18 protein-coding genes are annotated in these 24,583 nt (G+C 67.0%); 12 read left to right on the forward strand and 6 right to left on the reverse strand.

Translation table 11 applies throughout. The annotated features are described in order from the left end of the window. Positions 1-3: 3 nt before the first annotated feature. Positions 4-2,868, forward strand: coding sequence for a VWA domain-containing protein (locus tag F8S13_15795; protein ID KAB8142012.1), 2,865 nt, complete (start codon positions 4-6; stop codon positions 2,866-2,868). A 55-nt stretch (positions 2,869-2,923) separates the two neighbouring features. Here the strand turns inward: F8S13_15795 and F8S13_15800 are convergent, their stop codons facing one another. Both F8S13_15800 and phoU read right to left on the reverse strand, forming a co-directional pair. Then, the gene (locus F8S13_15800) at positions 2,924-3,901 is read right to left on the reverse strand and encodes a folate-binding protein YgfZ (GenBank protein KAB8142013.1); all 978 of its coding nucleotides are present in this window, start codon (positions 3,899-3,901) and stop codon (positions 2,924-2,926) included. 87 nt (positions 3,902-3,988) lie between these two features. Then, positions 3,989-4,648 carry a phosphate signaling complex protein PhoU gene (gene phoU, locus F8S13_15805; protein ID KAB8142014.1) on the reverse strand — a complete coding sequence of 220 codons (660 nt, stop codon included), beginning with the start codon at positions 4,646-4,648 and terminating at the stop codon, positions 3,989-3,991. Positions 4,649-5,046: 398 nt separating this feature from the next. On the opposite strand from phoU, the gene lepA reads away from it, so the two are divergent. The 9 genes from lepA to F8S13_15850 all read left to right on the forward strand — a co-directional run bounded on the left by lepA (position 5,047) and on the right by F8S13_15850 (position 15,885). Then, entirely contained in the window at positions 5,047-6,861 is a 1,815-nt protein-coding gene (lepA, locus tag F8S13_15810; protein KAB8142015.1) for an elongation factor 4, read from the forward strand. 86 nt (positions 6,862-6,947) lie between these two features. Further along, positions 6,948-8,147, forward strand: a complete 1,200-nt coding sequence (locus F8S13_15815) for a peptidylprolyl isomerase (GenBank protein ID KAB8142016.1) — start codon at positions 6,948-6,950, stop codon at positions 8,145-8,147. A gap of 53 nt (positions 8,148-8,200) precedes the next feature. Beyond that, positions 8,201-8,503 carry a hypothetical protein gene (locus F8S13_15820; GenBank protein ID KAB8142017.1) on the forward strand — a complete coding sequence of 101 codons (303 nt, stop codon included), beginning with the start codon at positions 8,201-8,203 and terminating at the stop codon, positions 8,501-8,503. Positions 8,504-8,593: 90 nt separating this feature from the next. Beyond that, on the forward strand, positions 8,594-9,847 hold the full coding sequence (mazG, locus tag F8S13_15825) for a nucleoside triphosphate pyrophosphohydrolase (GenBank protein ID KAB8142018.1): 1,254 nt from the start codon (positions 8,594-8,596) through the stop codon (positions 9,845-9,847). Between the two features lie 23 nt (positions 9,848-9,870). Further along, a complete protein-coding gene (locus tag F8S13_15830) occupies positions 9,871-10,110 on the forward strand; it encodes a DUF951 domain-containing protein (GenBank protein KAB8142019.1) in 240 nt (79 codons plus the stop codon). A 391-nt stretch (positions 10,111-10,501) separates the two neighbouring features. Then, on the forward strand, positions 10,502-11,851 hold the full coding sequence (locus F8S13_15835; GenBank protein KAB8142020.1) for a nodulation protein NfeD: 1,350 nt from the start codon (positions 10,502-10,504) through the stop codon (positions 11,849-11,851). Positions 11,852-11,863: 12 nt separating this feature from the next. Continuing rightward, the gene (locus F8S13_15840; protein ID KAB8142021.1) at positions 11,864-12,724 is read left to right on the forward strand and encodes a slipin family protein; all 861 of its coding nucleotides are present in this window, start codon (positions 11,864-11,866) and stop codon (positions 12,722-12,724) included. A gap of 593 nt (positions 12,725-13,317) precedes the next feature. Continuing rightward, entirely contained in the window at positions 13,318-14,787 is a 1,470-nt protein-coding gene (locus F8S13_15845; GenBank protein KAB8142022.1) for a leucyl aminopeptidase, read from the forward strand. A 180-nt stretch (positions 14,788-14,967) separates the two neighbouring features. Beyond that, positions 14,968-15,885, forward strand: a complete 918-nt coding sequence (locus F8S13_15850) for an MBL fold metallo-hydrolase (protein KAB8142023.1) — start codon at positions 14,968-14,970, stop codon at positions 15,883-15,885. A gap of 22 nt (positions 15,886-15,907) precedes the next feature. On the opposite strand, the gene F8S13_15855 is transcribed toward F8S13_15850, so the two are convergent. Beyond that, a complete protein-coding gene (locus F8S13_15855) occupies positions 15,908-18,922 on the reverse strand; it encodes a GAF domain-containing protein (GenBank protein KAB8142024.1) in 3,015 nt (1,004 codons plus the stop codon). A gap of 243 nt (positions 18,923-19,165) precedes the next feature. Between F8S13_15855 and F8S13_15860 the strand changes: the two genes are divergently transcribed. After that, positions 19,166-20,212 (forward strand): AAA family ATPase, encoded by a 1,047-nt coding sequence (locus tag F8S13_15860; GenBank protein ID KAB8142025.1) that lies wholly within the window; start codon positions 19,166-19,168, stop codon positions 20,210-20,212. Positions 20,213-20,368: 156 nt separating this feature from the next. Beyond that, on the forward strand, positions 20,369-21,211 hold the full coding sequence (locus tag F8S13_15865; protein ID KAB8142026.1) for a phosphodiester glycosidase family protein: 843 nt from the start codon (positions 20,369-20,371) through the stop codon (positions 21,209-21,211). On the opposite strand, the gene F8S13_15870 is transcribed toward F8S13_15865, so the two are convergent. From F8S13_15870 to gatB, 3 genes are read right to left on the reverse strand one after another with little or no spacing between them, the layout of a single operon-like run. Then, positions 21,208-22,077: a hypothetical protein gene (locus F8S13_15870; protein ID KAB8142027.1), complete on the reverse strand. Its 870-nt coding sequence runs from the start codon at positions 22,075-22,077 to the stop codon at positions 21,208-21,210. The two genes, F8S13_15865 and F8S13_15870, sit on opposite strands and share 4 nt — an antisense overlap. Positions 22,078-22,108: 31 nt before the next feature. Continuing rightward, on the reverse strand, positions 22,109-23,008 hold the full coding sequence (locus tag F8S13_15875; protein KAB8142028.1) for an ABC transporter ATP-binding protein: 900 nt from the start codon (positions 23,006-23,008) through the stop codon (positions 22,109-22,111). 52 nt (positions 23,009-23,060) lie between these two features. Then, a complete protein-coding gene (gatB, locus tag F8S13_15880) occupies positions 23,061-24,503 on the reverse strand; it encodes an Asp-tRNA(Asn)/Glu-tRNA(Gln) amidotransferase subunit GatB (GenBank protein ID KAB8142029.1) in 1,443 nt (480 codons plus the stop codon). Between the last annotated feature and the right edge of the window lie 80 nt (positions 24,504-24,583).

The raw sequence follows: 24,583 nt of genomic DNA on the forward strand, positions 1-24,583 counted from the left end.
ACGATGCCACAGATCAGCTTTCTCTCACCGCTGGCGCTTCTCCTGCTAGCGCTCATACCACTGCTGTGGTTGCCCGCGCTGGTCGCGCCGCGCCGCACGGCCCGCTGGCGGCAGGTGGCCAGCCTCGCGCTGCGCACCGCCATCATGCTGGCGCTCATCCTGGGCATCGCTGGCGCGCAGCTGACCTTCCCGGCCAGCGCGATCACCACTATTTTCCTGCTGGATCGTTCGGACTCGGTGGGCGACAGCCAGCGCGCCCAGCAAGAGCAGTATGTCGATCAGGCGCTCCAGCGGCAGCGCGCAGGCGACCGCACCGGCATTGTGGTGTTCGGCAAAAACGCACTGGTCGAGCACGCCCCCGGCGATCTGTCCGCGCTCGGGCGGCTGGCATCCGCACCCGTGGGCGCGCGCACCAGCCTGCCCGACGCCATCCAGCTAGGCATGGCGCTGTTTCCCAACGACACCCAGAAGCGGCTGGTGCTGCTCTCCGACGGCGGCAACAACCTGGGCACCGTGGGCGAGGCCGCGCAGCTGGCCAGGCTGGGCAAGATCCCGATCGATGTGGTGAACCTGCCAGCCGACGTGGGCCAGGATGTGCTGGTGCGCCGGATCGACACGCCCGGCAGCGCGCGGCTCGGCCAAGAGATCAGCGTGACCGCCCAGATCGAGTCGAGCTACGCCACGCGCGGCAGCGTGCAGGTGTTTGTGGATGGCCAGCTGGCGCTCAGCCAGGAGCGCGAGATCCCCCAGGGGCAGTCGAGCATCAGCTTCCAGCTGCCCGCGGGCGCGGCGGGCTACCGCAAGATCGATGTGCAGGTGCAGGCCCAGGGCGACGCCACCAGCCAGAACAACCGCACCGCCACCTTCACCGAGATCAAAGGGCCACCCAGGCTGCTGATCGTCGCCGCCGAGCCAGACAAGGCCGAGAGCCTGCGGGCCGCGCTGGAGGCGGGCGGCGCGCAGCCTGTGGTGAGCGACCCCAGCCACGCGCCCACCGAGCTGGCCCAGCTGAGCGAGTACGCCGCCGTCATCCTGTTTGACACGCGGGCGCGCGACCTGCCGCACGCCCTGATGGAGAACATCCCGACCTATGTGCGCGAGCTAGGCGGCGGCTTCGCCATGATCGGCGGGCAGCACAGCTTCGGGGCGGGCGGCTACCGGCGCACCGCCATCGCGCCCATCCTGCCGGTGGAGCTTGACCCGGTCGACACCATGATGCGTCCTGACGTGGCCCTCACCATGGTGATCGACCACAGCGGCAGCATGGCCGAGGCCAGCGGCAGCGGCACGCGCACCAAGCTCGACCTAGCCAAGGAGGCGGTGTACCAGGCCAGCCTGGGCCTCACCCCGCAGGATCAGATCGGCCTAGTGGTGTTCGACGACATGGCCCGCTGGGTGCTGCCGCTGCAGCAGATGCCCGACACCACCGCGATCGAGCAAGCCCTCAGCACCTTCGACCCCGACGGCGGCACCGACATCCTGCCCGGCATGCAGCTGGCCGCTGGAGCTATGCAGCAGAGCCAGGCCAAGATCAGACATGTCATCCTGCTGACCGACGGGCTGGCCGACGACAACTACGCCCAGCTGGTGCAGCAGATGAACGCGCAGGGCGTCACCATCTCCACCGTGGCGCTGGGCGACGACGCCAACCCTAACCTAGAGGGTATCGCCAAGCAGGGCGGCGGGCGCTACTATCAGGTGCGCTCGGCCCAGCAGATCCCCAACATCTTCCTTCAGGAGACCGTGATCATCGCCGGGCGCGACCTGATCGACCGCGACTTCACGCCCATGCTGGCGCTCAGCAGCGCGGCGCTGCGCGGCATCACCAGCTTCCCCACGCTGCGCGGCTACAACGGCACCGAGCTGAAAAGCAGCGCCCGCACCATCCTCGTGACCGACGACAGCAAGCCGCTGCTGGCCCAGGAGCAGGTGGGGCTGGGCCGCACCGTCGCATGGGCCAGCGACCTCGACGGACGGTGGAGCGCCCAGCTGCTGCGCTGGGATGCGTTCCCGCGCTTTATGGCGGGCTTTATCGACATGCTGGTGCCGCCCCAGGGCGACACCGGCCTGACACTGGAGGCCAGCGCCCAGGGCGATCAGGTGGTGCTCACGGCGCGCGCGCAGGATGCCAGCGGCCAGCCGGTGCCCAACCTGGCGGTGTCGGGCAATCTACTGGCCCCGCAAGACCAGCAGAGCCAGAGCCAGCCGGGCCAGAAGCTCACCTTCACCCAGGTGGGCGCGGGCGAGTACCGCGCCACCGCTCCCGCGCACGACATCGGCGTGTATCTGGCGCAGGTGGCGGCGGTGGACGCCCAGGGCGCGCCCGCAGGCACCGCCAAGGGCGGCGTGGTGATGAGCTACTCGCCCGAGTATGGCCAGCAGCGCGCCAACCCCAGCCTGCTGGCCGATATCGCCCGCGCCACCGCCGGTCGCGTGGACCCGCCCGCCGACACGGCGTACGAGCGGCTGGCCCAGCCCTTCAGCGCGGTCTACGAGCTGGGCATCACGCTGCTGCTGCTGGCCTTCGCCCTGCTGCCGCTCGACATCGCGGTGCGGCGCGTGTTCATCCCGCTGCGCTCGCTGGTGCCCGCGCGCCAGCGGGCCGCCGCGCCCCAGCCGATCCCGGCCATGGCGCGGCTGGGCCAGGCCAAACAGCGCGCCCAGGCCCGCGTGGCCACGCCCGAGCCACCCCAGGCCGCTGCGCCCCAAGCAGCCGCGCCCCAGCCGCGCCCAGCGCCCCAGGCTGCACCCAGGCCCGCGCCGACCAAGCCCGCCCCCAAGCCCCAGGGCGGCGCGGCAATGAGCGACGAGCAGTTCGCGCGACTGCTGGCGGCGAAGAAGCGGGCCAGAGACAGCGAGAAGAAATAGCGAAGGCCATGGGGAAGTGATCCCCCATGGCCCTTAGCCTCGCCCGAGCGCATCGCTAGGCCTCAAACGGCAGCTCCACCACCTCGGCGGTCAGCGAGCTGCCCGCGATGCCCACCTGCGCCCCCTGCTCGGCGTGGGCGGTGCGCACATAGGCCAGCGCCACCGGCCCCAGACGCGGCGACACCACCACGCTGGTCAGATCGCCGGCCTCCTTCCCGCCCACATCCAGCTTGGCCGGGGTGGCCAGCCCGCCCACATCCGCCGAGGAGAGCCGCAGGCCGCACAGCCGCTTGGCCATGCGCCCACGGCTCTCCATCCGCGCGATGATCTCCTGGCCCACATAGCAGCCCTTACGGAAGCTCACCGCGTCGGTCAGGCCGGTCTCCAGCGGGATGTACTCCTGCCCCAGCTCGTGCCCGACGGCGGCGTAGCCGTGCTCTACCCGCAGCAGGTCGAAGGTCGCCTCATCCAGCGCGGCGGCCCCACCGGCGGCCAGCGCATCGCGCAGCGCGGCGGCGTGCTCGGCGGGCACCACTAGGCGGAAGCCAGCGCCGCCCAGCGGCAGCGCGCGCGCCACCAGCGTGGGCGCGCCCGCCAGCACCAGCTCGGCGCTGGCGTGCAGCGCCAGATCGGGCAGCGGCGCGCCCGCCAGCTGCTCTAGCAGCGGGGCCGCGCCTGGGCCATACAGCGCCAGCTGGGCGTGCGACTGGCCCATCGGCTCCAGCGTCACCTTGTCGTTGAAGAAGATATTCTTGCGCAGATGCGAGTAGACCGGCCCGCCCTGGCCCGGCCCGGTGATCAGCACCAGCGCATCCTCCAGCCGGTAGACTGTGAGCAGATCGATGATCCTGCCGATCGGCGTGGTCAGAACGGTGCGTAGCCCCTGGCCCATGCCCAGGTGCACGATATCGTTGGTCGAAAGCCGGTGCAGCAGATCCGCCGCGCTCGCGCCGCGCATGCGGATGCGGCCATACCCGCCCTCGTCATAGAGCGCCGCGCCCTCGTAGGCGGCGCGGTAGGCTGTGTCGGTCATAGTCTCTCCTCCTCCAAAAAAGGCCAGCACCCAGACACCGCTATGGTGCCTGGGTGCCGAGGAAATGGGTAGGAAGCCGTGCGGACGCTAGACGTTCAGCGCCTCGGTCTGGCTGGTGGCGATATAGATCACGCGCTCGGCGATGTTGGTCGAGCGGTCGGCCACGCGCTCCAGCGTATGCGAGACATCCAGCAGGTTGATCACGCAGTCGAGCGTGCCGGGGTTGGCGCGCGCCGCGTTCATCAGCTCGGCGGAGACCTGATCCTCCAGGTCGTCCACCTTCTCGTCCTCGTAGGCCAGCGTGCGGGCCAGGTTCACATCCAGCCGCACGAAGCAGTCGAGCGAGGCGTTGAGCATCTGCTGGGCGTACTCGCCCAGGCGGTGCAGGCCGCCGGGGGTCTCGATCAGCTCGGGGGCGCGCAGGCAGCGGCCCACCCGCTTGGCGATGCCCTTGGCGTAGTCGCCAGCGCGCTCAAGCTCGCCCGCGATCGCCACGGTGGCGTTCAGGGTGCGCAGGTCGGTGGCCAGCACTGGCTGCTGGGTGGCCAGCAGCTGCTGCACGGCCTCCTCGATCTGGTTGCGGGCCACGTCGATCTCTTTATCGCCAGCGATCACGAGGTCGGCCAGGGCCGTGTCCCAGGTCTCTAGGGCGCGCATCGCATCGGCTAGCGAATGTTCCACCCGGCTGCCCATCCGCAGCAGGTCATCATGTACCGTCTTCAGCTGCTTCACATAGCGGTCGCGCATGGTTCCTACCTCTCCAGTCGGCGGTCGTTTTCGTAGCCAGCCAGCGATAATCCGGTATGCTATCACGGTTTCTCAGGCACGTCAACGGACTGCGCATATAGCTCCGTGATGCGGAATAATGAGCATCTGATGAATGTCTTTTCACAGATCAGTGAGAGGCTGAGCCAGCAAGAAAGGTAAGATCTGATCAAGGATCGCCACGCTCTTCCGCACTTGGCGTGCTATAGTACCCACCCGATGCTAAGACTATGTTAAGTGCATGTAAGAGTTTCGGTATAAAGGCGGGCAGAAAGCCGCTTCCTGCCAGCTACATGCCCTTTGCGCAAGGGGCGCGATGCTGCTATACTGCGCCGCATATGTATCCAAACCAGCCACACCTCATGAAGTAGATAAATGGTATGCAGGATCAGAGCAGAATTCGCAATTTCTCGATTGTTGCCCACATTGATCATGGAAAAACCACTCTTTCCGATCGATTTCTCGAACTAACTGGAACCATCAGCGCGCGCGAGCGCCGCGAGCAGCTGCTCGACGCCATGGACCTTGAGCGTGAGAAAGGCATCACGATCAAGGCCAAGGCCGTGCGCATGAACTACACCGCCGATAATGGCGAGACCTACGAGCTGAACCTGATCGACTGCCCGGGGCACGTCGACTTCACCTACGAGGTCTCGCGCGCGCTGGCCGCCTGCGAGGGCGCTATTCTGGTGGTGGATGCCGCCCAGGGCATCGAGGCCCAGACCCTGGCCAATGTCTACCTGGCGCTAGAGCACAACCTGACGATCATCCCCGTGATCAACAAGATCGACCTGCCCGGCGCAGAGCCGCAGCACGTGGCGCAGGAGGTGGAGGATGTGATCGGCCTGCCCAAGGAAGAATGCGTGTTCGCCTCGGCCAAGCAGGGCATCGGCGTGCGCGAGATCCTGGAGGCCGTGATCGAGCGCGTGCCCCCGCCTGTCGGCGACGCCGACAAGCCTGTGCGCGCCCTGATCTTCGACTCGCACTACGACGCCTACAAGGGCGTGATCGCCTACGTGCGCGTGATGGAGGGCACGATCAAGAGCGGCGCGCGCGTGCGCATGATCGGCACCGAGGCCGAGGCCGAGACGCTGGAGATCGGCTCGTTCCGCCCGGCCATGTTCCCCCAGGATGAGCTCGGCCCCGGCGAGACGGGCTACATCGCCACCGGCCTGAAGGACGTGGGCGAGTGCCAGGTGGGCGACACCATCACCCTGGCAGGCCGCCCCGCCACCGAGGCGCTCTCCGGCTACCGCCCGGCCAAGCCCATGGTCTTCGCCGGCCTCTACCCCGTCGACTCCATCCAGTATGTCGAGCTGCGCGAGGCCCTGGAGAAGCTGAAGATGAACGACGCCGCGCTGGCCTTCGAGCCAGAGACCTCGGCGGCGCTGGGCTTCGGCTTCCGCTGCGGCTTCCTGGGCCTGCTGCACATGGAGATCGTGCGCGAGCGCCTGGAGCGCGAGTACAACCTTGAGCTGCTGATCACCGCGCCCAGCGTGGAGTACCAGGTGCTCCAGACCAACGGCGACATCATCACCGTCGACAACCCATCCGAGATGCCCGAGGTCGGCCTGATCTCCAGCATCGAGGAGCCGGTGATGCAGATCAGCATCTTCACGCCCACCCGCTACATCGGCACGATCATGGAGCTGGTGACGGGCAAGCGCGGCACCTTCGAGACCATGGACTACATCGACCCGACCCGCGTGCACCTGAAGTACCGCATCCCGCTGGGCGAGATCGTGATCGATTTCTACGACCAGCTGAAGAGCCGCACCCAGGGCTACGCCTCGCTCGACTACGCGCTGGCGGGCTACCAGGAGGCCGATCTGGTCAAGCTGGACATCCTGGTCGGCGGCCAGCAGGTCGACGCGCTCTCGCTGATCGTCCACCGCGACTTCGCCTACAACCAGGGGCGCGCGCTGGCCGAGAAGCTGCGCAGCCTCATCCCCCGCCAGCAGTTCGAGGTGCCCATCCAGGCAGCCGTGGGCGCGAAGATCATCGCCCGCGAGACGATCAAGGCCATGCGCAAAGATGTGCTGGCAAAATGTTACGGCGGCGACATCACCCGCAAGCGCAAGCTGCTGGAAAAGCAAAAAGAAGGCAAGAAGCGCATGAAGATGGTGGGTAATGTCGAGATCCCCCAAGAGGCGTTCATGGCTGTGCTCAGCCTGAACGACTCCAAAGGGAAATAGATTGCCTAGGCGCGACCTGTCGCGCACCGCACCCGCGCAGATCCGCCCGGCGCACAGCCGCGCCCCTGCGCACTGAAGGAGCCACAGTGAAGATCAAACATGTGACGATCGTCGGTATTGCCGCCCTCGCGATCAGCGCGTGCGGTGGCCCCGCCGCCAGCAACACCACGGCCACCGCTGGCGCAGCCGCCAACACCACGGCAGCCCCGGCCGCATCCGCCGCACCCGCCACCGCTGGCGCTGGTGCCACCGCCGAGGCCGCCACCACCAGCGGCGACCCTGCGCTGGTGGTCGCCAGCGTGGGCAACGCCACGCTCACCCGCGGCGAGCTGGACGCGCGGATCAAGCGCATCCAGGATGCCGTCGAGAAGCAGTCGCAGGGCGCGCAGAAGCCCACCGCCACCCAGATCGAGCCAAGCCTGGTCGAGCTGTTCTTCGACGAGCACCTGACGCTGGCCGTGGCCAAAGACAAGAGCGTGGGCGTGGAAGATGCCGATGTCGAGAACCAGATAAAGAAGATCGACGAGAGCATGAAGGCGCAGGGCTCGACCCTAGAAGATGCCATCCAGGGCCAGCTGGGATTCGAGAGCTCGACCGACCCCAATTTCCGCCAGCTCGTCACCGCCATCGTGGCCCGCGAGAAGATCAGCAGCACCCTGGTGACCACCGACACGGTGGAGAAGGAAGTGCGCGCCACGGTGGAGCAGCAGGGCAAAGAGGAGATCGAGAAGGCCAACGTGCGCCACATCCTGGTGGCCACCGAGGAGGAGGCCAAGAAGGTGATCGAGCGGCTCGACAAGGGCGAGAAGTTCGAGGACCTGGCCAAGGAGCTCTCGACCGACCCCGGCTCGAAGGACAACGGCGGGCTCTACGAGAACGTGGAGAAGGGCCAGATGGTCGCCGAGTTCGACAAGGCCACCTTCGAGGATCTGCAGCCCGGCGAGACCACCAAAGAGCCGGTGAAGACCCAGTACGGCTACCACGTGATGCACCTGGACAGCCGCACCAAGGGGCCGCGCTACACCCCCGAGCAGATCGAGGAGAACATCAAGCAGCAGCTTGAGTACGCCGTCTACCAGAAGCAGCAGGAGGCCCTGCAGAAGCTGCTGGACGAGAAGCGCGCCGCGCTGAAGACCGCCAACCAGCTGGTCGAGCCGGTCTACCCGACGCCCACCGTCGCGGTGCCTGGCGAGCTGCCCAGCGATCTGCAGCCTGCCGAGGGCACCGCCGAGGCCGCCCCTGAGGCCACCGCCGAGGCCACCGCCGAGGCCACCGTAACGCCGTAGCCAACTCTATCGGGGCGGGCCGTGCCCAGCACGCGCCCACCCCCAGCCACACTATGCGCAGCCTGTATACCCTTCTTGTGAAAGCCATGCTGGCGCTCGCGCTCTGCAGCGCGGCCAGCGAAGCCGCCCTGCCCACCCACACGGCGCAGGCCGCCGCGCTGGCCGCACCCGCAGCCCAGGAGCCAGGCCCGACCAGCCCCGCCGCCACGCCCCAGCAGGGCAGCCAGCGCAAACGGCTGGAGGCCCCGCCGCTGCAGCCCCAGGCTGCCGGCCTGCTGATCGGCATCAACCTGCTGGTGGCCGCTGGTATCGTGGGCTTTGCATTCGCCCTGCGCCGCCGACGACAGCGCCAGTAGCACACCACGGTCGGCCAGCCATCGCATTCTAGCCCTCCATCCTAGCTCTGATGCCCAAAGGCATAGGGTGTACAACGCCGCAAGCGTCGTATGCTTTGTGCCTTTGCTATTGCATCTGTATGCGGAGAATCGCTCACCATGTCATCACTTACTAGCATCGAAAATATCTGCAGGGCTATCGGCATCGACCCGCTCGCACACGGGCTGCAGATCCTCCGCGCTGCCGACCTCATCCCCAGCCGCGCCCACTGGCCCGAGGCCAGCGCGCCCGCCGATCAAGCCTGGTCCGAGATCCAGGGCCGAGGCCCCTACCTGCCGCTGCTGCAGCCCTACCCGCTGCTCGCCACCCGCCCCGCCATCCTGGCCGATATGGACGCCAGCTCGCCCTCGGCGCTGGCCCTGTCGCTCGGGCGGCGCTACCCGCCCAGCCACCCGCTGACCCTGGCCAGCGCCGAGGGCCAGCCGCTGTGGCGCGGCACCCTGGCCGATCTGCCCGCCCAGCATCCCCAGCCCGGCAGCGCGCTCTACATCGCCCCGCTCGCCCTGCTCGACGACCGCTGGAGCGCCGATGGCCCCACCACGATCATCGCTCGGCTGCTGGGGCCGAAGGGCTGCCCCTGGGACCGCGAGCAGACCCACCGCTCGCTGCGCAAAGATCTGCTGGGCGAGACCCACGAGGTGCTTGAGGCCATCGACCAGGGCCAGACCGATGAGCTGGCCGAGGAGCTGGGCGACCTGCTGCTGCAGATCCTGCTCCACGCCGAGATCGGGCGTCAGGCTGGCGAGTTCTCGCTCGACGATGTCTACCACCACCTCGCCACCAAGCTCATCCGCCGCCACCCGCATGTGTTCGGCGACGAGACCGCCGAGACCAGCACCGAGGTGTTGAAGGCCTGGGACGCGATCAAGCAGGCCGAGCGCCAAGAGCAGGGCAAGGCCGCCCGTGGCACCCTGGATGGCGTGCCCGAGACGCTGCCCGCGCTGGCGCTGGCGCAGGACACGGTGAAGAAGGCCGCCAAGGCCGGCTTCGAGGCCGATAGCATCATCTGGGAGATCGACAAGATCTACGAGGAGCTGTCCGAGGTCAACGAGGCGATCAACCAGCAGCCCGACATCCGATCGCCATCCGACATGCACGAAGAGCTGGGCGACCTGCTGCTGATCATCACCAAGCTGGCCCATCGCCTGAAGATCGATGCCGAGTCGGCACTGCGCGAGGCCACCGCCAAGTTCCGCAGGCGGTTCCTGGCCATGGAAGCACTGGCCGAGCGCAGAGGGCTGCGCCTCAAGGCGCTGTCAGATGAGGAGAAGCTCCAGCTCTGGTCCGAGGTGAAGCACAGCTAAGGCGACCGGAGGGACGCAGCGCTATGGCAGGAACACCAGTACCCATCCACGTAGGCGATATCATCCAGACCCGCAAGGCCCACCCCTGCGGCGGCGACACCTGGGCCGTGGTGCGGATCGGTGCCGAGATCGGCATACGCTGCACCACCTGCGACCGCAAGGTCTTCCTGCCGCGCTCGGTGCTTGAGCGGCGCATCCGCAGGTTTGTCTCGCACGCCCCAGCGCCGCCCGAACACCCCCCAGAAGAGGCCACTCCCGAATAGCCCGATGAACCGCATTGCGGTCGTCGCCCCCACCCCGATGACCGCAATCGCCCGCATCAGGTGGAGGGGCGGATCGTGTGCGCCCTATCGCGCTGCGCCGCCCATATCGAAGCCCCACCCGACATGGTGTCACGTGGTCAGGCAGCCGCATGTGGGGGCAGCGACCGTGCATGGCGCTCCCCAAACCTTCTTTCCTGCCCCCTGAACCCTCTTGTCGCCTTCGTGCCCTCGCGTCTTCGTGGTATTCGTTCCCTTTTCTTCCTGCGTGTCTTGGCGTCTTGGTGGTAAATATGGTCTGAACGCACAGGCCCTGGCGTACGCCCTGCCAAGTGGCGCGCTCGTCCATTTCGCGGTATCATTGGGCGAACCCTTTCGAGTGGGCGCAAACGCCGTGAAATATCCTACGAGCTACGTTGATAGGTGCCTCCGCCTGCTGCGCGCCGCCATCCTTGCGCTGGCGCTGCTGGCCTGCGCCCTCGCGCCGAGCGCATCCCAGGCCGCACCGGCTGGCCCCATCCTCTCCATCCAGGTCGATGGGGTGCTCACCGCCCCATCATTTGACTATATCCGCCGCGCCATCCAGCAGGCCGAGTCGGCGCGGGCCACCGTGCTGATCATCAACCTGCGCAGCGAGGGCGGGGTGCTGCGCGACGCTCGGGTGCTGGCCCAGGAGATCGCCCAGGCCAAGGTGCCCGTGGCTGTGTTCGTGGCCCCCGCAGGCACCGACGCCGGGCCAACCGGCGCGATCCTGCTGAGCGCCGCGCATATCAGCGCCATGGCACCCGGCACCACCTTCGGCAGCCCCTACCCGCTAGCCCAGATCGACGCCAGCCTAACCCAGCAGACCGCCGACCTGCTGATGGACAGCCTGACCCAGCAGATCCGCCAGTGGAACGAGGCCCAGGGCCGCAGCACCGCGTGGGTCGATCAGGCGGTGCGCAGCGGGGCCATCTTCACCAACCAGCAGGCGGTAGCCGCAAGCCCGCCCGCCATCACCATGGTGGCCGCCGACCAGGCCCAGCTGGTGGCGCAGCTGCACGGGCGCACAGTGGCCCTGGCGGGCGGCGCGCAGGCCACGCTGGCCACACTGGGCCAGCCCATCCAGCCCATAGCGCCCACCACCTGGGAGGGCCTGCGCATGCTGCTGGCCCAGCCCACCCTGGCCTTTGCCCTGCTGATCATCGGCGCTATCCTGGTGTCGCTCGAATTTGCCACGCCGGGCATCACCGTCTTCGCTGGCTCGGGTGCGGTGCTCATCCTGGTGGGGCTGGCCGGGCTGCTCATGCTGCCCCTGCAGCTGTGGGCGCTGGCCGTGCTGGTGCTGGCCCTGGTGGCGCTGGTGGCCGAATTTGTCACACCCTTCCACGGCGCGCTGGCGGTGGTCGGCATCGTGCTGATGGTGGTGGCCGGGCTGAACCTGATCGACCCCGCGCAGGCCCCCGGCAGCGGCGTGTCGCTGTGGGCCGTGCTGGGGCTGGCCGTGGCGCTGGGCGCTGCGGTGGCAGCCGCCGTGGTGCTGGCCCTGCGCGTGCGGGCCAAGCCAGCCGTCACCGGCCAGGAGGCGCTGGTGGGCATGGTGGCCGAGGTGCGCAGGCCGCTCGACCCGCAGGGCATGGTCTATGTCGACGGCGCACTGTGGAGCGCGATCTGCCAGGATGGCAGCGCCGCCGTGGGCGACCACGTCAAGGTCGTGGGATTTCACCATATGCAGCTGATTGTCCAACATCTGGACAATGGTTAGAAGGAGCGATATATGCCCCTGGCAGCAACAATCCTCTGCGCCGCCGTCTTCATCTTCATGGTGCTCATGTTGGTGCTCGCCGCAATCAAGATCGTGCCCGAGTACGAGCGCGGCGTGATCTTCCGCCTGGGTCGCCTGGTGGGCGCGCGCGGGCCGGGTATCTTCTTCCTCATCCCGGTGCTAGAGCGCATGGTGCGCGTGGACACCCGCGTGATCACCATGGACGTGCCCGCGCAGGAGGTGATCACGCTCGACAACGTGACGATCAAGGTCAACGCGGTGCTGTACTTCATGGTCATCAACCCAGACTGGGCCGTGACCAAAGTGGTGGACTACATCCGCGCCACCATGCAGATCGCCCAGACCACGCTGCGCAGCGTGGTGGGCCAGGTCGAGCTGGATGACCTGCTGGCCCAGCGCGAGAAGATCAACCAGAAGCTGCAGCAGATCATCGACGAGCAGACCGAGCCGTGGGGCGTGAAGGTGACGATCGTCGAGGTAAAAGATGTGGAGCTGCCCTCCACCATGCAGCGCGCCATGGCCAAGCAGGCCGAGGCCGAGCGCGAGAAGCGCGCCAAGATCATCCACGCCGAGGGCGAGTTCCAGGCCTCGCAGATGCTCTCCGAGGCTGCCAAGGTCATCTCTGCCGAGCCGACCTCGCTGCAGCTGCGCTACCTGCAGACGCTGACCGAGATCGCGGTCGAGAAGAACAGCACGATCATCTTCCCGCTGCCGATCGACACGATCACACCGTTCATCGAGGGCGCGGTGGGCGCGATGGTCGGCTCGCGCAACCCTGCGCCACGGCCCGCGCCGCAGCCCGCCGCCCCCAGCGAGCCGCCCGCCGCCAGCCCAGAAACCGAGCGCCTCTAGCAGCCGCGCTCAGCACCGCGCCCGCAGGCCCGCGCATGCAGCTCGCACCCTACGAGCTGCATGCGCGGGCCTTGGCATACCAGGGCATGCTCAACACCCGGGCAAGCCATCGCCGCCAAAGCTGCAAGACACCAAGGGTGCTCTTTTCACCACAGAGGCCCAAAGGCACAAAGCAAAGAAAGGCCGGAAAATCGGCCCGCCAGCGCTGGGCATGGCCTTCCCGCTGCGGTGAGGATTATGGCCAGCATGCCCATTGGTGCACCTTCGCCGGATGGGCGAGGCCGCTGGCGTGCACTCGCGGGCCATCACCACGCAATCCACCTTCCCAAACAATCTTTTCTATCCTTGGTGCCTTGGAGTCTTGGTGGTAAACCGATCATCCGCTTCCCTCGTGTCTTTGCGTCTTCGTGGTATTCGTCGTGGTTTCCGGCGGCGCGATGCGGTGCTATAATGCCCATATGTGGCCTGCCAGCGCCCCCACCGGGGCCACAGACCGCAGCGAAACCCTTTGGCTCAGCCTGGCATCGCGGAGCGCCCCCAACCGCCGCTCCCACAACCACGGAGTTACGAGCCTGTAGCGAAACGGCACGGCAATGAACATCTCTATCAACGCGGCGGAGCCATTCGGCTACCAGACGCCGCTGCTGGCCCTTGCGACATGGGAGGGCGAAACACTCCCCGAGGCGATTGCCCCGCTGATCGAAGCAGGCGACTGGACAGGCAAGGCCAAGCAGAGCCTTGTGATCTACCCGCGCGGCGCGGTGGCCGCCAGCCGCGTGCTGCTGGTGGGCCTTGGCCCCAAGGCCGCCGTCACCAGCGAGAAACTGCGCGTGGCCGCCGCCACCGCCGCCACCCGCGCCCGCGAGATCGGCGTCGACAGCTTCGCCCTGGCCCTGGCCGAGGGCGGCCCCATAGGCCCGAGGGCTGCAGGCCAGGCCCTGGCCGAGGGCGCGACGCTCGCGCTCTACCGCTTCGACACCTACCGCACCGGCCTCAGCCCCGAGCAGACCCGCAGCATCGAGAGCCTGACCATCCTCGCCCCCAGCGACACCGACGAGGTGTCCGCAGGCGCGGCGGTTGGCCAGGCAATCGCCGCCGGCACCAGCTTCGCCCGCGACCTGATCAACCACCCCGGCAACGTGGTGGTGCCCGCCAAGCTGGGCGAGACCGCGCTAGATCTGGGCAAGGAATTCGGCTTCAAGGTGACAGTGCTCGACAAGGCCCAGCTGGAGGCCCAGGGCTTCGGCGGCATCATCGGCGTGGGCAAAGGCTCGGCCAACGAGCCGCGCTTCATCACCATCGAGTACGGCAGCAAGCAGCCGGGCGTGCCCACCATCTGCCTCGTGGGCAAGGGCATCACCTTCGACACCGGCGGCATCTCGATCAAGCCCGGCGAGCGCATGCAGGAGATGATCAGCGACATGAGCGGGGCCGCCGCCGTGCTGGGCACACTGCGCGTGATTGGTGCGCTAAAACTACCCCTGCACATCGTTGGTTTAATAAGCACTGCGGAAAACATGCCGAGCAGCACCGCCTACAAGCCAGGCGACATCCTGACCACGCTCAGCGGTAAGACGATTGAGGTGCTCAACACCGATGCCGAGGGCCGGATCGTGCTGGCCGACGCGCTCTACTACGCGCAGCGCTACGAGCCAGATGCGATCATCGACCTGGCCACGCTCACCGGCGCGATCGTGGTGGCCCTGGGCACCTACGTGAGCGGGATGATGACCAACAGCGACTCGCTGGCCGACCGCCTCAGCCGCGCTGGCCAAGAGACCCACGAGCGCGTCTGGCGGATGCCGCTCTGGGAGGAGTACCTCGACCAGACCCGCAGCGAGGTCGCCGACCTGAAGAACACCGGCGGGCGGCCCGGCGGCGCGCTCACCGCGGCGGCCTTCCTCTCGCAGTTTGTTGGCGAGTACCCATGGGCGCACCTCGACATCGCAGGGACAGCCTACTCCGAGCGGGCCATGGGGCCCTACACGCCGCGCGGCGGCGCGGGCGTCGGGGTGCGGCTGCTCACGCAGATGCTCGTCGACTGGGCCGGGGGCGACGCATAGCCCTTGACCGCACCATCTCTGCCCGCTCGGTCGCGCCTTGCCGCACGACCGAGCGGGCAGAGGCGGTTGGACGACCCGACCACATGGGCTATGCTCTGCGCACGGTGGGAACACTATAGCAGTACATTATGGTGCGAAGCCCGCTTGCCGCGCGGCGCGCTCATGAGGAAAGGGCATCCAATGTCTGACGATCTCGTGATCCGTTTTTGGGGGGTGCGAGGCAGCTACCCAGTGCCGGGGCCAACAACGGTTCGCTACGGTGGGAACACTTCCTGCGTTGAGATCCAGGCGGGCATCCACACCATCATCCTCGACGCAGGCTCGGGGATCATCCCGCTGGGCAACGAGCTGATCCGACGCTCGCAGGCCCAGGGCAACCGCCCGGTGGTGGCCACGATCTTCTTCAGCCACATGCACCACGACCACACCCAGGGCTTCCCCTTCTTCGAGCCGGCCTACATCGGCGCAAGCACCCTGCACATCCTCGGCCCCAAGGTCTTCGAGGCCGACCTGCAGGAGACGCTCACCCACGCCATGCTGCCGCCCACCTTCCCGATCAGCCTCGACGAGCTGGCATCGCTCAAGATCCTGCGCAACCTCAACGAGACCGACGTGGTGCTGATGGGCCAGAACCAGCACGATGTACGCGTGCTCAACCAGTATCATGAGCAGGTCGACCCCTCGCCCGAGCTGGTGCGGGTGCAGGTCTACCACAGCTACGCCCACCCCAAGAACGGCGTGCACGTCTACCGCATCAGCTGGCGCGGCAAATCGGTGGTCTACGCCACCGACACCGAGGGCTACATCGCCACCGACCAGCGGCTGGTGAAATTTGCCCAGGGTGCCGACGTGCTCATCCACGACGCCCAGTACCGCATGGAGGACTACGCCAACCAGCAGCGCCCACGCCAGGGCTGGGGCCACAGCACCCCCGAGATGGCCTGCGATGTGGCCCACGCCAGCCATGTGCGCCAGCTGGTGCTCTTCCACCACGACCCCAGCTACGACGACGAGACGATCGCCGAAAATGAAGAGCGCGCCCAGGCCCGCTTCCCCAACACCTGCGCGGCCCGCGAAGGGTTAGAGATCCGGATCTAGACGCGCGATTTCGCTATGCATGTTAGGCGACTGGCACAGTGAAGAAAAAGCTGCTGCCGTGGCCAAGCTCGCTCTCAAGCCAGATCGTCCCGCCGTGCGCCTCGACCACCAGCTTGCAGAACGGCAGGCCCAGCCCCGTGCCCCCACGCGAGTCGCCCACCTGGCTGAACTTGGCGAAGACCCGGCCCTGGTCTTTTGGCGCGATGCCGATGCCGCAGTCGCGCACCGACACGCAGAGCATGGGGTGTGCCGTACCGCCGCCGTAGCTGCTCACGCAGATCAGCACCGTGCTGCCCCGGCTGCTGAACTTGATCGCATTGCCCAGCAGATTCTGCACCACGCGCACGATCAGCTCGCCATCGGCGCTGGCGCAGGGCAGATCGGCGGGGATGTCGGTCTGGATGATGATCGAGCGCTCCTGCGCTAGCATCGACACCCGCTGGACAGCACGCTTGACCAGGCTAGCGATCGGCGTTGCGCTGAGCGTGATCGGCATGCGGCCATCCTCAAGCCTGCTTATGTCCAGCAGCGTATTGATCATCTCCAGCATCTGCACCGAGCTCGTGCTGGCGATATTCAGCACATTGCGCTGGCTGTCGGTCAGATCGCCGGGGATGCCACGCAGCATCATCTCAAGCGCCGCCATCACGCTTGAGAGCGGGGTGCGCAGGTCGTGCACGATCATGTTGGTCAGATCCTGCCGCAGCCGCTCGGCCTCGCGCGCCTCGGTGATGTCGCGCAGCACCAGCAGCACGCCGCCCTCCTCGCTGTGCACCGGCAGCACCGCCCACTCCAGCGAGCATGTCTGGGTGTCCTGCGCGTTCAGGTGACCAAAGGCCAGCCGGTCCTCGCCGTGCAGGATGCGATCCAGCCCGCCACGCAGCGACAGCCACTCATCAAGCCCATACGAAACCGTCCGCTGCCAATTGGTCAGCCATGCGTCAAACGAGGCGCTCTGGAAGGCCTGGCTGTCTAGCTGGGTCAGCCGGTAGATCGCCGCGTTGGCGTGGGCGATCTTGCGGTCGCTAGTGATCATGATGATCCCCTCGCGGGTGGAGGAGAGGATTGATCCCATCAGATCGTTCGCGCCGCGCAGCTCGGCAAACAGCTCGATGCTCTCGATCGCGGCGGCGGCCTGGGTGGCAAACAGCACCACGGTTTCTTGATCGGAGGCATCGGGCGAGATCGCCAGGAAGAACACGCAGAGCATGCCCACCAGCCGACGCGGGGCACGCATGGGCACGGCGAACAGCAGCGGCGCATCTGGCTCCAGCGGGCGCACCAGCTCGGGGCGGCCCGTGCGCATAGCCGTGCGGCATACCGCCTCGACCATGGGCGACATGGCGGCCTCACCAAGCTGCACCACCGGGGCTAGCCGCGTGTCATCAGGCAGCAGCACTAGCGCGCCCTGCGCCCCCGAGACCTCCATCACGCCGCGCGCGGTCATCGTAAAGATCTCGTGCTGGCTGCGCATCGATGTGGTGATGGCCATGCTCAGCGCGTTGAGCGCGGTGAGGCTCTGCAGGTTGTGCTGCAGCTGCGCGTTGGTCTCGGAAAGCTCCTGGGCGCGGCGGGCCAGCGCCCGATCCACCTGGGTGAAGCGCCGCGCGTTCTCCAGCGCGATCACCGCCTGGTCGGCCACCGCCTCCAGCAGCCGCCGGTCGTCGGAGGTAAACGGTGAGCCGTTTAGGCGGTTCATCACCTCGATCACACCGCGTATGCCCGCCACGCCGCGCAGCGGCACCGCCAGCAGCGCCTTGGTAGTAAAGCCGGTGCTCTTGTCGGTATAGTCGTAGAAGCGCGTGTCATTCTGGGCATTGTTGACAATCACGGCCTCGCCGGTGCGCACCACGTAGCCCGCCAGCCCGCGCCCGCGCGGGATGCGCTGCCCTAGCAGCTGGTTGCCTACCGGCCCGCTGGTGTAGGCGAACACCAGATCGCCGCTCTCCTCATCGGCCAGCAGCAGCGAGCCTTCCTCCACATTCAGCAGCGTGCAGACCTGCTCCATGATCAGCGAGGGCACCTGCTCAGTGTCCAGCGACGAGGTGATGGTGCGCCCGATGCGGTTCAGCGCCTCCAGCTCCTGCGACTGCCGCGTGCTCTGGCGGAACAGCCGCGCGTTCGAGAGCGCCGCCGCCGCCTGGCTGCCGATCGCCGCCAGCAGATCCACCTGATCGTGGGTGTAGAAGCTGCCCGCGCGCAGGCTGCTGACCTTCATCATGCCAATCACCGTGTCGTTGGCGATCAGCGGGATGCCCAGCCATGCCAGCCCGATAGGCAGATCGCTCACGCGGCGCGGCGCAACCCCGCGGCGGGCGCACTCGGCCATATAGTCGTTGGTGTAGAGCGGCGCACGCTGGCGGATGACGATCCCGGCCAGCCCTTCGGATGCGGGCCAGCGGTAGGAGCGCTCTAGGCGCTCGCCCTCACACATCACATAGGCCAGCTCGAAGTCATCATAGGTGGGGTTGTAGAAGGCGATGTAAAAGTTGGGGGCCTCGACCGCCTGGCATACAGCGGTGTAAATGGTCGCCAGCAGGGTCTCGACATCCAGCACGCCGCTGAGGATGCGCCCGGTCTCGGTGAGGGTGCGAAAGTGGTGGACACGCTCGTCTTCCTGGTGGGCCGATTCGTGCAGGGCCAGGGTCGGGCCAAGCTGGCTGGCCAGCATCCGCAGCGCCAGCGAGCGCTCGGTATCGCACTCAGGGATGTCGAGATAGATCCAGCCGAGCAGCTGGCCGCGCCCAAGCAGCGGCAGGAACACATCCGAGCTATCGGCCAGCACGCACTCGCCGCGCGCCAGGGCCAGCTGCGCCGCCTCGTCAGGCATGATCAGGGCTTGGGTGTGGTGGGGGCCGAGCAGGTGGTAGCCGTGGCGGAGCCAGACAATTTGCAGGGTGCGCGGCGCACAGATCGCATCCAGCAGCGCCATCGCCTGTGAGACCGCCGCATCAAATGTCTGGGCCTGGGCGAGGTCAAACATCTGCGGCTGGTAGAAATATGACGCCTCTATGTCGAAGAGCTGTTTTCGCGTCATGGCTGGCTCCTGGCAGGCTTGATATTGGCTTATAGTACCAGATTTACGGTTCTTTGACAATTTAAAAATAACCGTTTTTATACCAACTTCGCAGCATCATAATAACGACAAATCAGCGCTTTACAAATACGAACATAAGTGCTATTATACATAAGCGAAGCGTCATTCTAGCTTCTTGAGCAACCATACGCGACAAATACGAGTATATACAGGCCAGCGTTATCTGGCCAGCAAGGGGACGCTATGTTTCAGCGTATCGACGAGCTGCAGACCGGCAGCATGTTTATCCTCACCGGCCAGGCTGGCGCGGGCAAATCGCACCTGGCCACTAGCGCCCGCCGCAGCGGCACGCTCTGGATCCTCGACACCGAGGGCGCGGCGCAGAACCTCTCGAACAAGCCCGGCATCCACCGCCGCATCCAGGTGCTCCAGTCGCTCTCGCTGCGCATGCTGGTGGACGCTATGAACGAGATCAAGCGTCAGGGCAAGCCCGGCGACACTGTGGTGCTCGACTCGATCTCCAAGGTCTTCCAGGCCATGCGCGCCCACGCCCAGCGCCGCGCCGGTGCCGAGACCGACCGCAAGACTGGCATCACCTTCGACGAGCACGCATCGGTCAACCGCAACATGCAGACGCTCTACACCGGCCTCACCGAGCTAAAGCAGGCTGGCTTCCACGTCATCCTGATCGGCCACCTGGCCCGCAAATATCGCTCCGACACCGAGGGCAGCCTGATGGACGAGGGCCTGCGCGTGATGGCCGACGAGAACATCGCCTACGAGGCCGACGCCATCCTGCTGGTCGAGCGCGAGGGCGACGAGCGCTCGATCACGCCGATCATCAAGCCGCCGCGCCCGGCCCACCTGAAGCTCAACAAGCGCTACCCAGCCACCCTGGCCGCGCTCTACCCCGACCTCGCCGCCGAGGAGCCAAAGGCCGCAGGCCGCAAGGGCGACAAGGCCGCCCGCAAGGCCGAGCCAGCCGCCCAGCCGCTGGCCGCCCACGAGGCCGAGGCCGACGATGGCCCCAGCGTGGATGACGCGCCCGCCCAGCCCGCCCGCGAGGAGGCGCAGCCAGCCCACACCACCGAGCCGCCGCGCGACGCCGCCGAGGCCGAGCGCCGCTTCTTCGCCCGCTACGCCGAGGTGATCGGCGGCGACACGTGGGGCCAGGTGCAACACTTCTTGGGCAGCCGCAGCGCCAAGCCCACCACCGTGGATGGCTGGATCCGCGTGGCCGAGGCCGTGCGCGACCAGGCCCGCAACCGCCCGAGCGCGCTGGCCGCATAAGAACGCGCAGCGCTGCATCGTAACGTTCGATGCAGCGCTGCGCTCTTGTGCGCACCCAGTCAGCCAGCATGCCCATGGGGTGCTATAATACCGGCGCTTTTCCGACCGAGGCCCGCCCATCCAAGGCAGCGCCGCCACCATCAAGCGCCAACCGCCATGATCTTTTCCCGAACGCTCCGCTGGCTCGTGCTTGTCCCTATGCTCTGCGCGTGCAGCGCCGCCAGCAGCCCAGCGCCCCAGCCCATCCCTACGCTCCGCCCCACCGTCACCGCCCAGCCCCAGCCCACCGACACCACCACCACCGCCGCCGACACCGGCTGGGTCGCGGGCAGCCACGGCATCGAGCTGCGCACGCTGCGCGCCGAGCAGGGCAGCCAGCAGGCCCAGATCACCGTGGCGCGGCTCAACCTCGCCCAGGTGCGGCTGCGCGTGGGCTACTCGCCCGGCAGCCCCCGCCCGCTACTCGACTGGGCCAAGCAGACCGACGCGCTGCTTGTGGTGAACGGCAGCTTCTTCGACGAGGCCTTCCGGGCCACTGCCCTGCTAGTGAGCGATAGCGCGGCCACCGGCCAGAGCTACCAGGGATTCGGCGGCATGCTCGCCGTGGCCCCCGACGGGCAGGTCGGCATCCAGCCCCTGCGCGACCAGGGCTACGACCCGCAGCAGCCGCTGGAGCAGGCGCTCCAGTCCTTCCCGATGCTAATCTTCCCAGGGGGTGTGGATGCTGGGGTCGAATGGGACGCCCAGCGCGACCGCCGCACGGCGCTGGCGCTCGACCGCCAGGGCAGGATGCTGATAATCATCTGCGCCCAGCCCGCCTTCTCGCTGAACGAATTTGCCGCATGGCTGCGCCAGAGCGATCTAGAGATCGACCGCGCGCTCAACCTCGACGGCGGCTCCTCGACCGGGCTGTATGTAAACGCCGATGCCGCCCAGGCCGAGATCCTGCCCTTCAGCAGGCTGCCGATCGTGCTCTACGCCGAGCCTCGGGCCAGCTAGCTAGCCCCCGACACATCGCGCCTGCGCAGCCAAAAAAAGGCTGCGCCCGCAAACGCGGCGCTGTACAGCGCGATTAGCACCAGCGCCTGGGGCAGCGAGGGCAGCAGCGCGGGGTCGACATTCTTATTGAGGGTGGTGGGATCAATCCCAAAGCTCATGCTATTGAGATAGGTGAGCCGGTTGATATTCGCCTGGAGCATCAGGTTGTAGAACATCTGCCACAGCCCGCCCATATGCGCAAGCATCGTGATCGCGCCAAACGCGATATCGATCAGCTGAAAGACCAAGCCCGAGGCCATACCAAACATCAGCGAGCGCCCGTAGACCGTGGCCGCCACCGTGAGCAGCACATAGGGCAGCAGCACCAGCAGCGCGCGCAGCAAGGCCGTAGGCAGGCTGGCCAGCGCCGCCGCATCGGGCATAGCCACCGGCCCCAGCAGCGCGCCAAAGCCCAGCGCCGCCAGCCAGCCCACCGCCAGTGTGATCAGCATGCCCGCCACCAGTGCCAGCAGCACCACCAGCAGCTTGGCCAGCAGGTAGCGGCTGCGGTCGGGGTAGTGCGCCAGATGCGTACGCAGCGTGCCCCAGCCATAGTCGCTGCCGACGAATCCTGCCGCCAAGATCACCGCGAAGATGCCGCCCAGCCCATTGATATGGCTGAACATCAGAGCAAACGCGCCAGGGAAGGCCAGATACTGGGTAAAAACATCGCGCTGCACCTCGCCAGGGGCCAGCGGGCTGATCACCGTGATGAACCAGAACATCATGAACTGGAGCACCATCAGCGCCTGAAAGAGCCCCAGTAAGATCCAGGTGAGCGGGCGTTTGCCCAGCTTGAGCCATTCGGCGCGCAGAAGATGAAGCATAAAGCACACCCGTGGCGGCGCGGCAAAAGCGCTACTGCCGCGTAATCTCTAGGAACACATCCTCAAGCCGGTCGTGATCTGGCCGGATCTCGGACACGCCGATAGCGTGGCTGGCCAGCAGCAGCGTCACCTCGGCGGCGCGCTCCACCGGCGCGCTCACGTGCATGGCGTCACCTTCGATATTGACCGCCTCAACCCATGGCAGCGCGCGCAGGTGCTCGGCGGCCTGCCCCAGATCACCCGCCACCCGCACCAGCAGCCCATGGCCGCGCCGCAGCAGGTCGGCCACGCGGCCCATGGCCCGCAGCCGCCCATCCTTCAGGATGGCCACGCGATCGCAGACCTGCTCGACATCGTGCAGCACATGGCTGCACAGCAGGATGGTGCGGCCATCGGCGGCCAGGCTCTTGATCAGGGTGCGGATCTCCTGCTGGCCCGCCGGGTCCAGGCCATTGGTCGGCTCGTCCAGCATGATCAGGTCGGGGCTGTTCAGCAGGGCGGCGGCGATGCCCAGGCGCTGGCGCATACCCAGCGAGTAGGAGCGGAAGCGGTCCCTGCCGCGCTCGGCCAGCCCCGCGATGGCCAGCACCTCATCCGCCCGCGTGGCGGGCAGGCCGCCAGCCATGGCCAGCGCGCGCAGGTTGTCGCGGCCCGAGAGGTAGGGGTAGAACGCCGGGGTCTCGATCATCGCGCCCACGCGGTGCAGCGCCTCGCCGGGGCTGTGCGCGATGTTGTGGCCTAGCACCTCGGCCCGCCCGCTGGTGGGCGCGATCAGCCCCAGCAGCATGCCGATGGTGGTGGTCTTGCCCGCGCCGTTTGGGCCAAGAAAACCAAAAATCTCGCCGCGGTAGACCTCCAGATCAAGGCTATCGACGGCGAGATGGCGCTGGTAGCGCTTGGTCAGTTTTTCGGTTCGGATGGCTTGTTCCATGCTGCCAGCCAGTCGGCGGGGCTGGGTGCTGCCCAGCCCCGCCGCACAAACGCTACTCCGCCAGCTCGGCCTCAAGCGCCGCACGCACCGCCTGCGGGTTGGCCTGGCCCTTCGAAAGCTTCATCACCTGCCCCACCAAGAACTGGATGGCGCTGGCCTTGCCGCTGCGGTACTCGCCCACCGCCTTGGGGTTGTTGGCGATCGCCTCGCGGGCCATGGTGGTCAGCGCGTCGCCCGCGCTGATCTGGGCCAGGCCGCGCTCGGCCACCACCTCGCCGGGGGCCTTGCCGCTGCGGAAGCTCAGCTCGAAGACCTCTTTGGCGCTGGTGCGGGTGATGCTGCCCTTGTCGAGCAGATCCTGCACCTGGCCCACGTACTCAGGCTTCATGCGCCCAAGGATATCGCCTAGCGACTCGCCGGTCTCATTCAGCAGCCGGAACAGCTCGCCCGTGATCCAGTTGGCCACATCGCGCGCAGCCGAGTTCGGCGCGGCGGCGACCGCCGTCTCGTAGTACTCGGAGACGGCCCGCTCGATAGTGAGCGTCTCGGCGTCGGCGGCGGAGATGCCGTACTGCGACACAAAGCGCTCGCGCCGCGCGTCGGGCAGCTCGGGCAGCTCGGCGCGGCGAGCCTCGATCCACTCATCGCTCAGCACCAGCGGCGGGATGTCTGGCTCGGGGAAGTAGCGGTAGTCCTCCGAGCTCTCCTTCACGCGCTGCAGCACTGTGCGCCCATCGGCATCGTTCCAGCCGCGCGTGGACTGCGGGATGGCGTTGCCCGCCTCTAGCTCTTTGATCTGGCGGTCTACCTCGTAGATCAGCGCCCGCTCGACCGAGCGGAACGAGTTCATGTTCTTGATCTCGACCTTCGAGCCATATTTCACCTGGCCCTTGGGCCGCACCGAGATGTTAGCATCGCAGCGAAGCGCGCCCTCTTCCATATTGCCCGTGTTCACGCCGATCCACATCAGCATCTCGCGCAGCTTCTGGAAGAAGATCTTGGCCTCGGCGGGCGAGGAGATGTCCGGCTCGGAGACGATCTCCATCAGCGGGACACCAGCGCGGTTGAAGTTGACCAGCGTCGAGCGATCCGGCTGGTGGATGCTCTTGGCCGTGTCCTCCTCGATATGCACGCGGGTCAGGCCGATGCGCTTCGGGCCGTGGTCGCCCTCGATCTCGATCCACCCCGCCACGCAGATCGGGTCGTCGTACTGCGTCCGCTGGTAGGAGGACGGCAGATCCGGGTAGAAGTAGTTCTTCCGGCTGATAATATTTTCGTGCTGGATCCGGCAGTTGAGCGCCTGCCCCGTCAGCACCGCCAGCTCGATGGCGTGGCGGTTGATCACCGGCAGCGCCCCAGGCAGGCCCAGGCACACAGGGCAGACATGAGTATTCGGCGCGGCGCTCGCGTATTCGGCGCTACACCCGCAGAACATCTTCGAGCTCGTCAGGATCTGAGCGTGAACCTCAAGGCCGATTGTGACCTCGTACTCCATAACGTGTCTCCATACACAGCAACTTGAGGCAATTATAGCACGCCTTTTCAAGGCCACCGCCAGCGCACAGGGCTGTAGCG

Source organism: Chloroflexia bacterium SDU3-3 (genome assembly GCA_009268125.1).
Classification (GTDB): domain Bacteria; phylum Chloroflexota; class Chloroflexia; order Chloroflexales; family Roseiflexaceae; genus SDU3-3.

What these genes read in the sequence shown, in the direction of transcription:
- F8S13_15840 (KAB8142021.1), top strand. Translation starts at nt 11,864, where the DNA reads ATGCCCCTGGCAGCAACAATCCTCTGCGCCGCCGTCTTCATCTTCATG.
- phoU (KAB8142014.1), bottom strand. Translation starts at nt 4,648, where the DNA reads ATGCGCGACCGCTATGTGAAGCAGCTGAAGACGGTACATGATGACCTG.
- mazG (KAB8142018.1), top strand. Translation starts at nt 8,594, where the DNA reads ATGCTTTGTGCCTTTGCTATTGCATCTGTATGCGGAGAATCGCTCACC.
- F8S13_15795 (KAB8142012.1), top strand. Translation starts at nt 4, where the DNA reads ATGCCACAGATCAGCTTTCTCTCACCGCTGGCGCTTCTCCTGCTAGCG.
- gatB (KAB8142029.1), bottom strand. Translation starts at nt 24,503, where the DNA reads ATGGAGTACGAGGTCACAATCGGCCTTGAGGTTCACGCTCAGATCCTG.
- F8S13_15845 (KAB8142022.1), top strand. Translation starts at nt 13,318, where the DNA reads ATGAACATCTCTATCAACGCGGCGGAGCCATTCGGCTACCAGACGCCG.
- F8S13_15875 (KAB8142028.1), bottom strand. Translation starts at nt 23,008, where the DNA reads ATGGAACAAGCCATCCGAACCGAAAAACTGACCAAGCGCTACCAGCGC.
- F8S13_15865 (KAB8142026.1), top strand. Translation starts at nt 20,369, where the DNA reads ATGATCTTTTCCCGAACGCTCCGCTGGCTCGTGCTTGTCCCTATGCTC.
- F8S13_15820 (KAB8142017.1), top strand. Translation starts at nt 8,201, where the DNA reads ATGCGCAGCCTGTATACCCTTCTTGTGAAAGCCATGCTGGCGCTCGCG.
- F8S13_15850 (KAB8142023.1), top strand. Translation starts at nt 14,968, where the DNA reads ATGTCTGACGATCTCGTGATCCGTTTTTGGGGGGTGCGAGGCAGCTAC.
- F8S13_15870 (KAB8142027.1), bottom strand. Translation starts at nt 22,077, where the DNA reads ATGCTTCATCTTCTGCGCGCCGAATGGCTCAAGCTGGGCAAACGCCCG.
- lepA (KAB8142015.1), top strand. Translation starts at nt 5,047, where the DNA reads ATGCAGGATCAGAGCAGAATTCGCAATTTCTCGATTGTTGCCCACATT.
- F8S13_15860 (KAB8142025.1), top strand. Translation starts at nt 19,166, where the DNA reads ATGTTTCAGCGTATCGACGAGCTGCAGACCGGCAGCATGTTTATCCTC.
- F8S13_15855 (KAB8142024.1), bottom strand. Translation starts at nt 18,922, where the DNA reads ATGACGCGAAAACAGCTCTTCGACATAGAGGCGTCATATTTCTACCAG.
- F8S13_15830 (KAB8142019.1), top strand. Translation starts at nt 9,871, where the DNA reads ATGGCAGGAACACCAGTACCCATCCACGTAGGCGATATCATCCAGACC.
- F8S13_15800 (KAB8142013.1), bottom strand. Translation starts at nt 3,901, where the DNA reads ATGACCGACACAGCCTACCGCGCCGCCTACGAGGGCGCGGCGCTCTAT.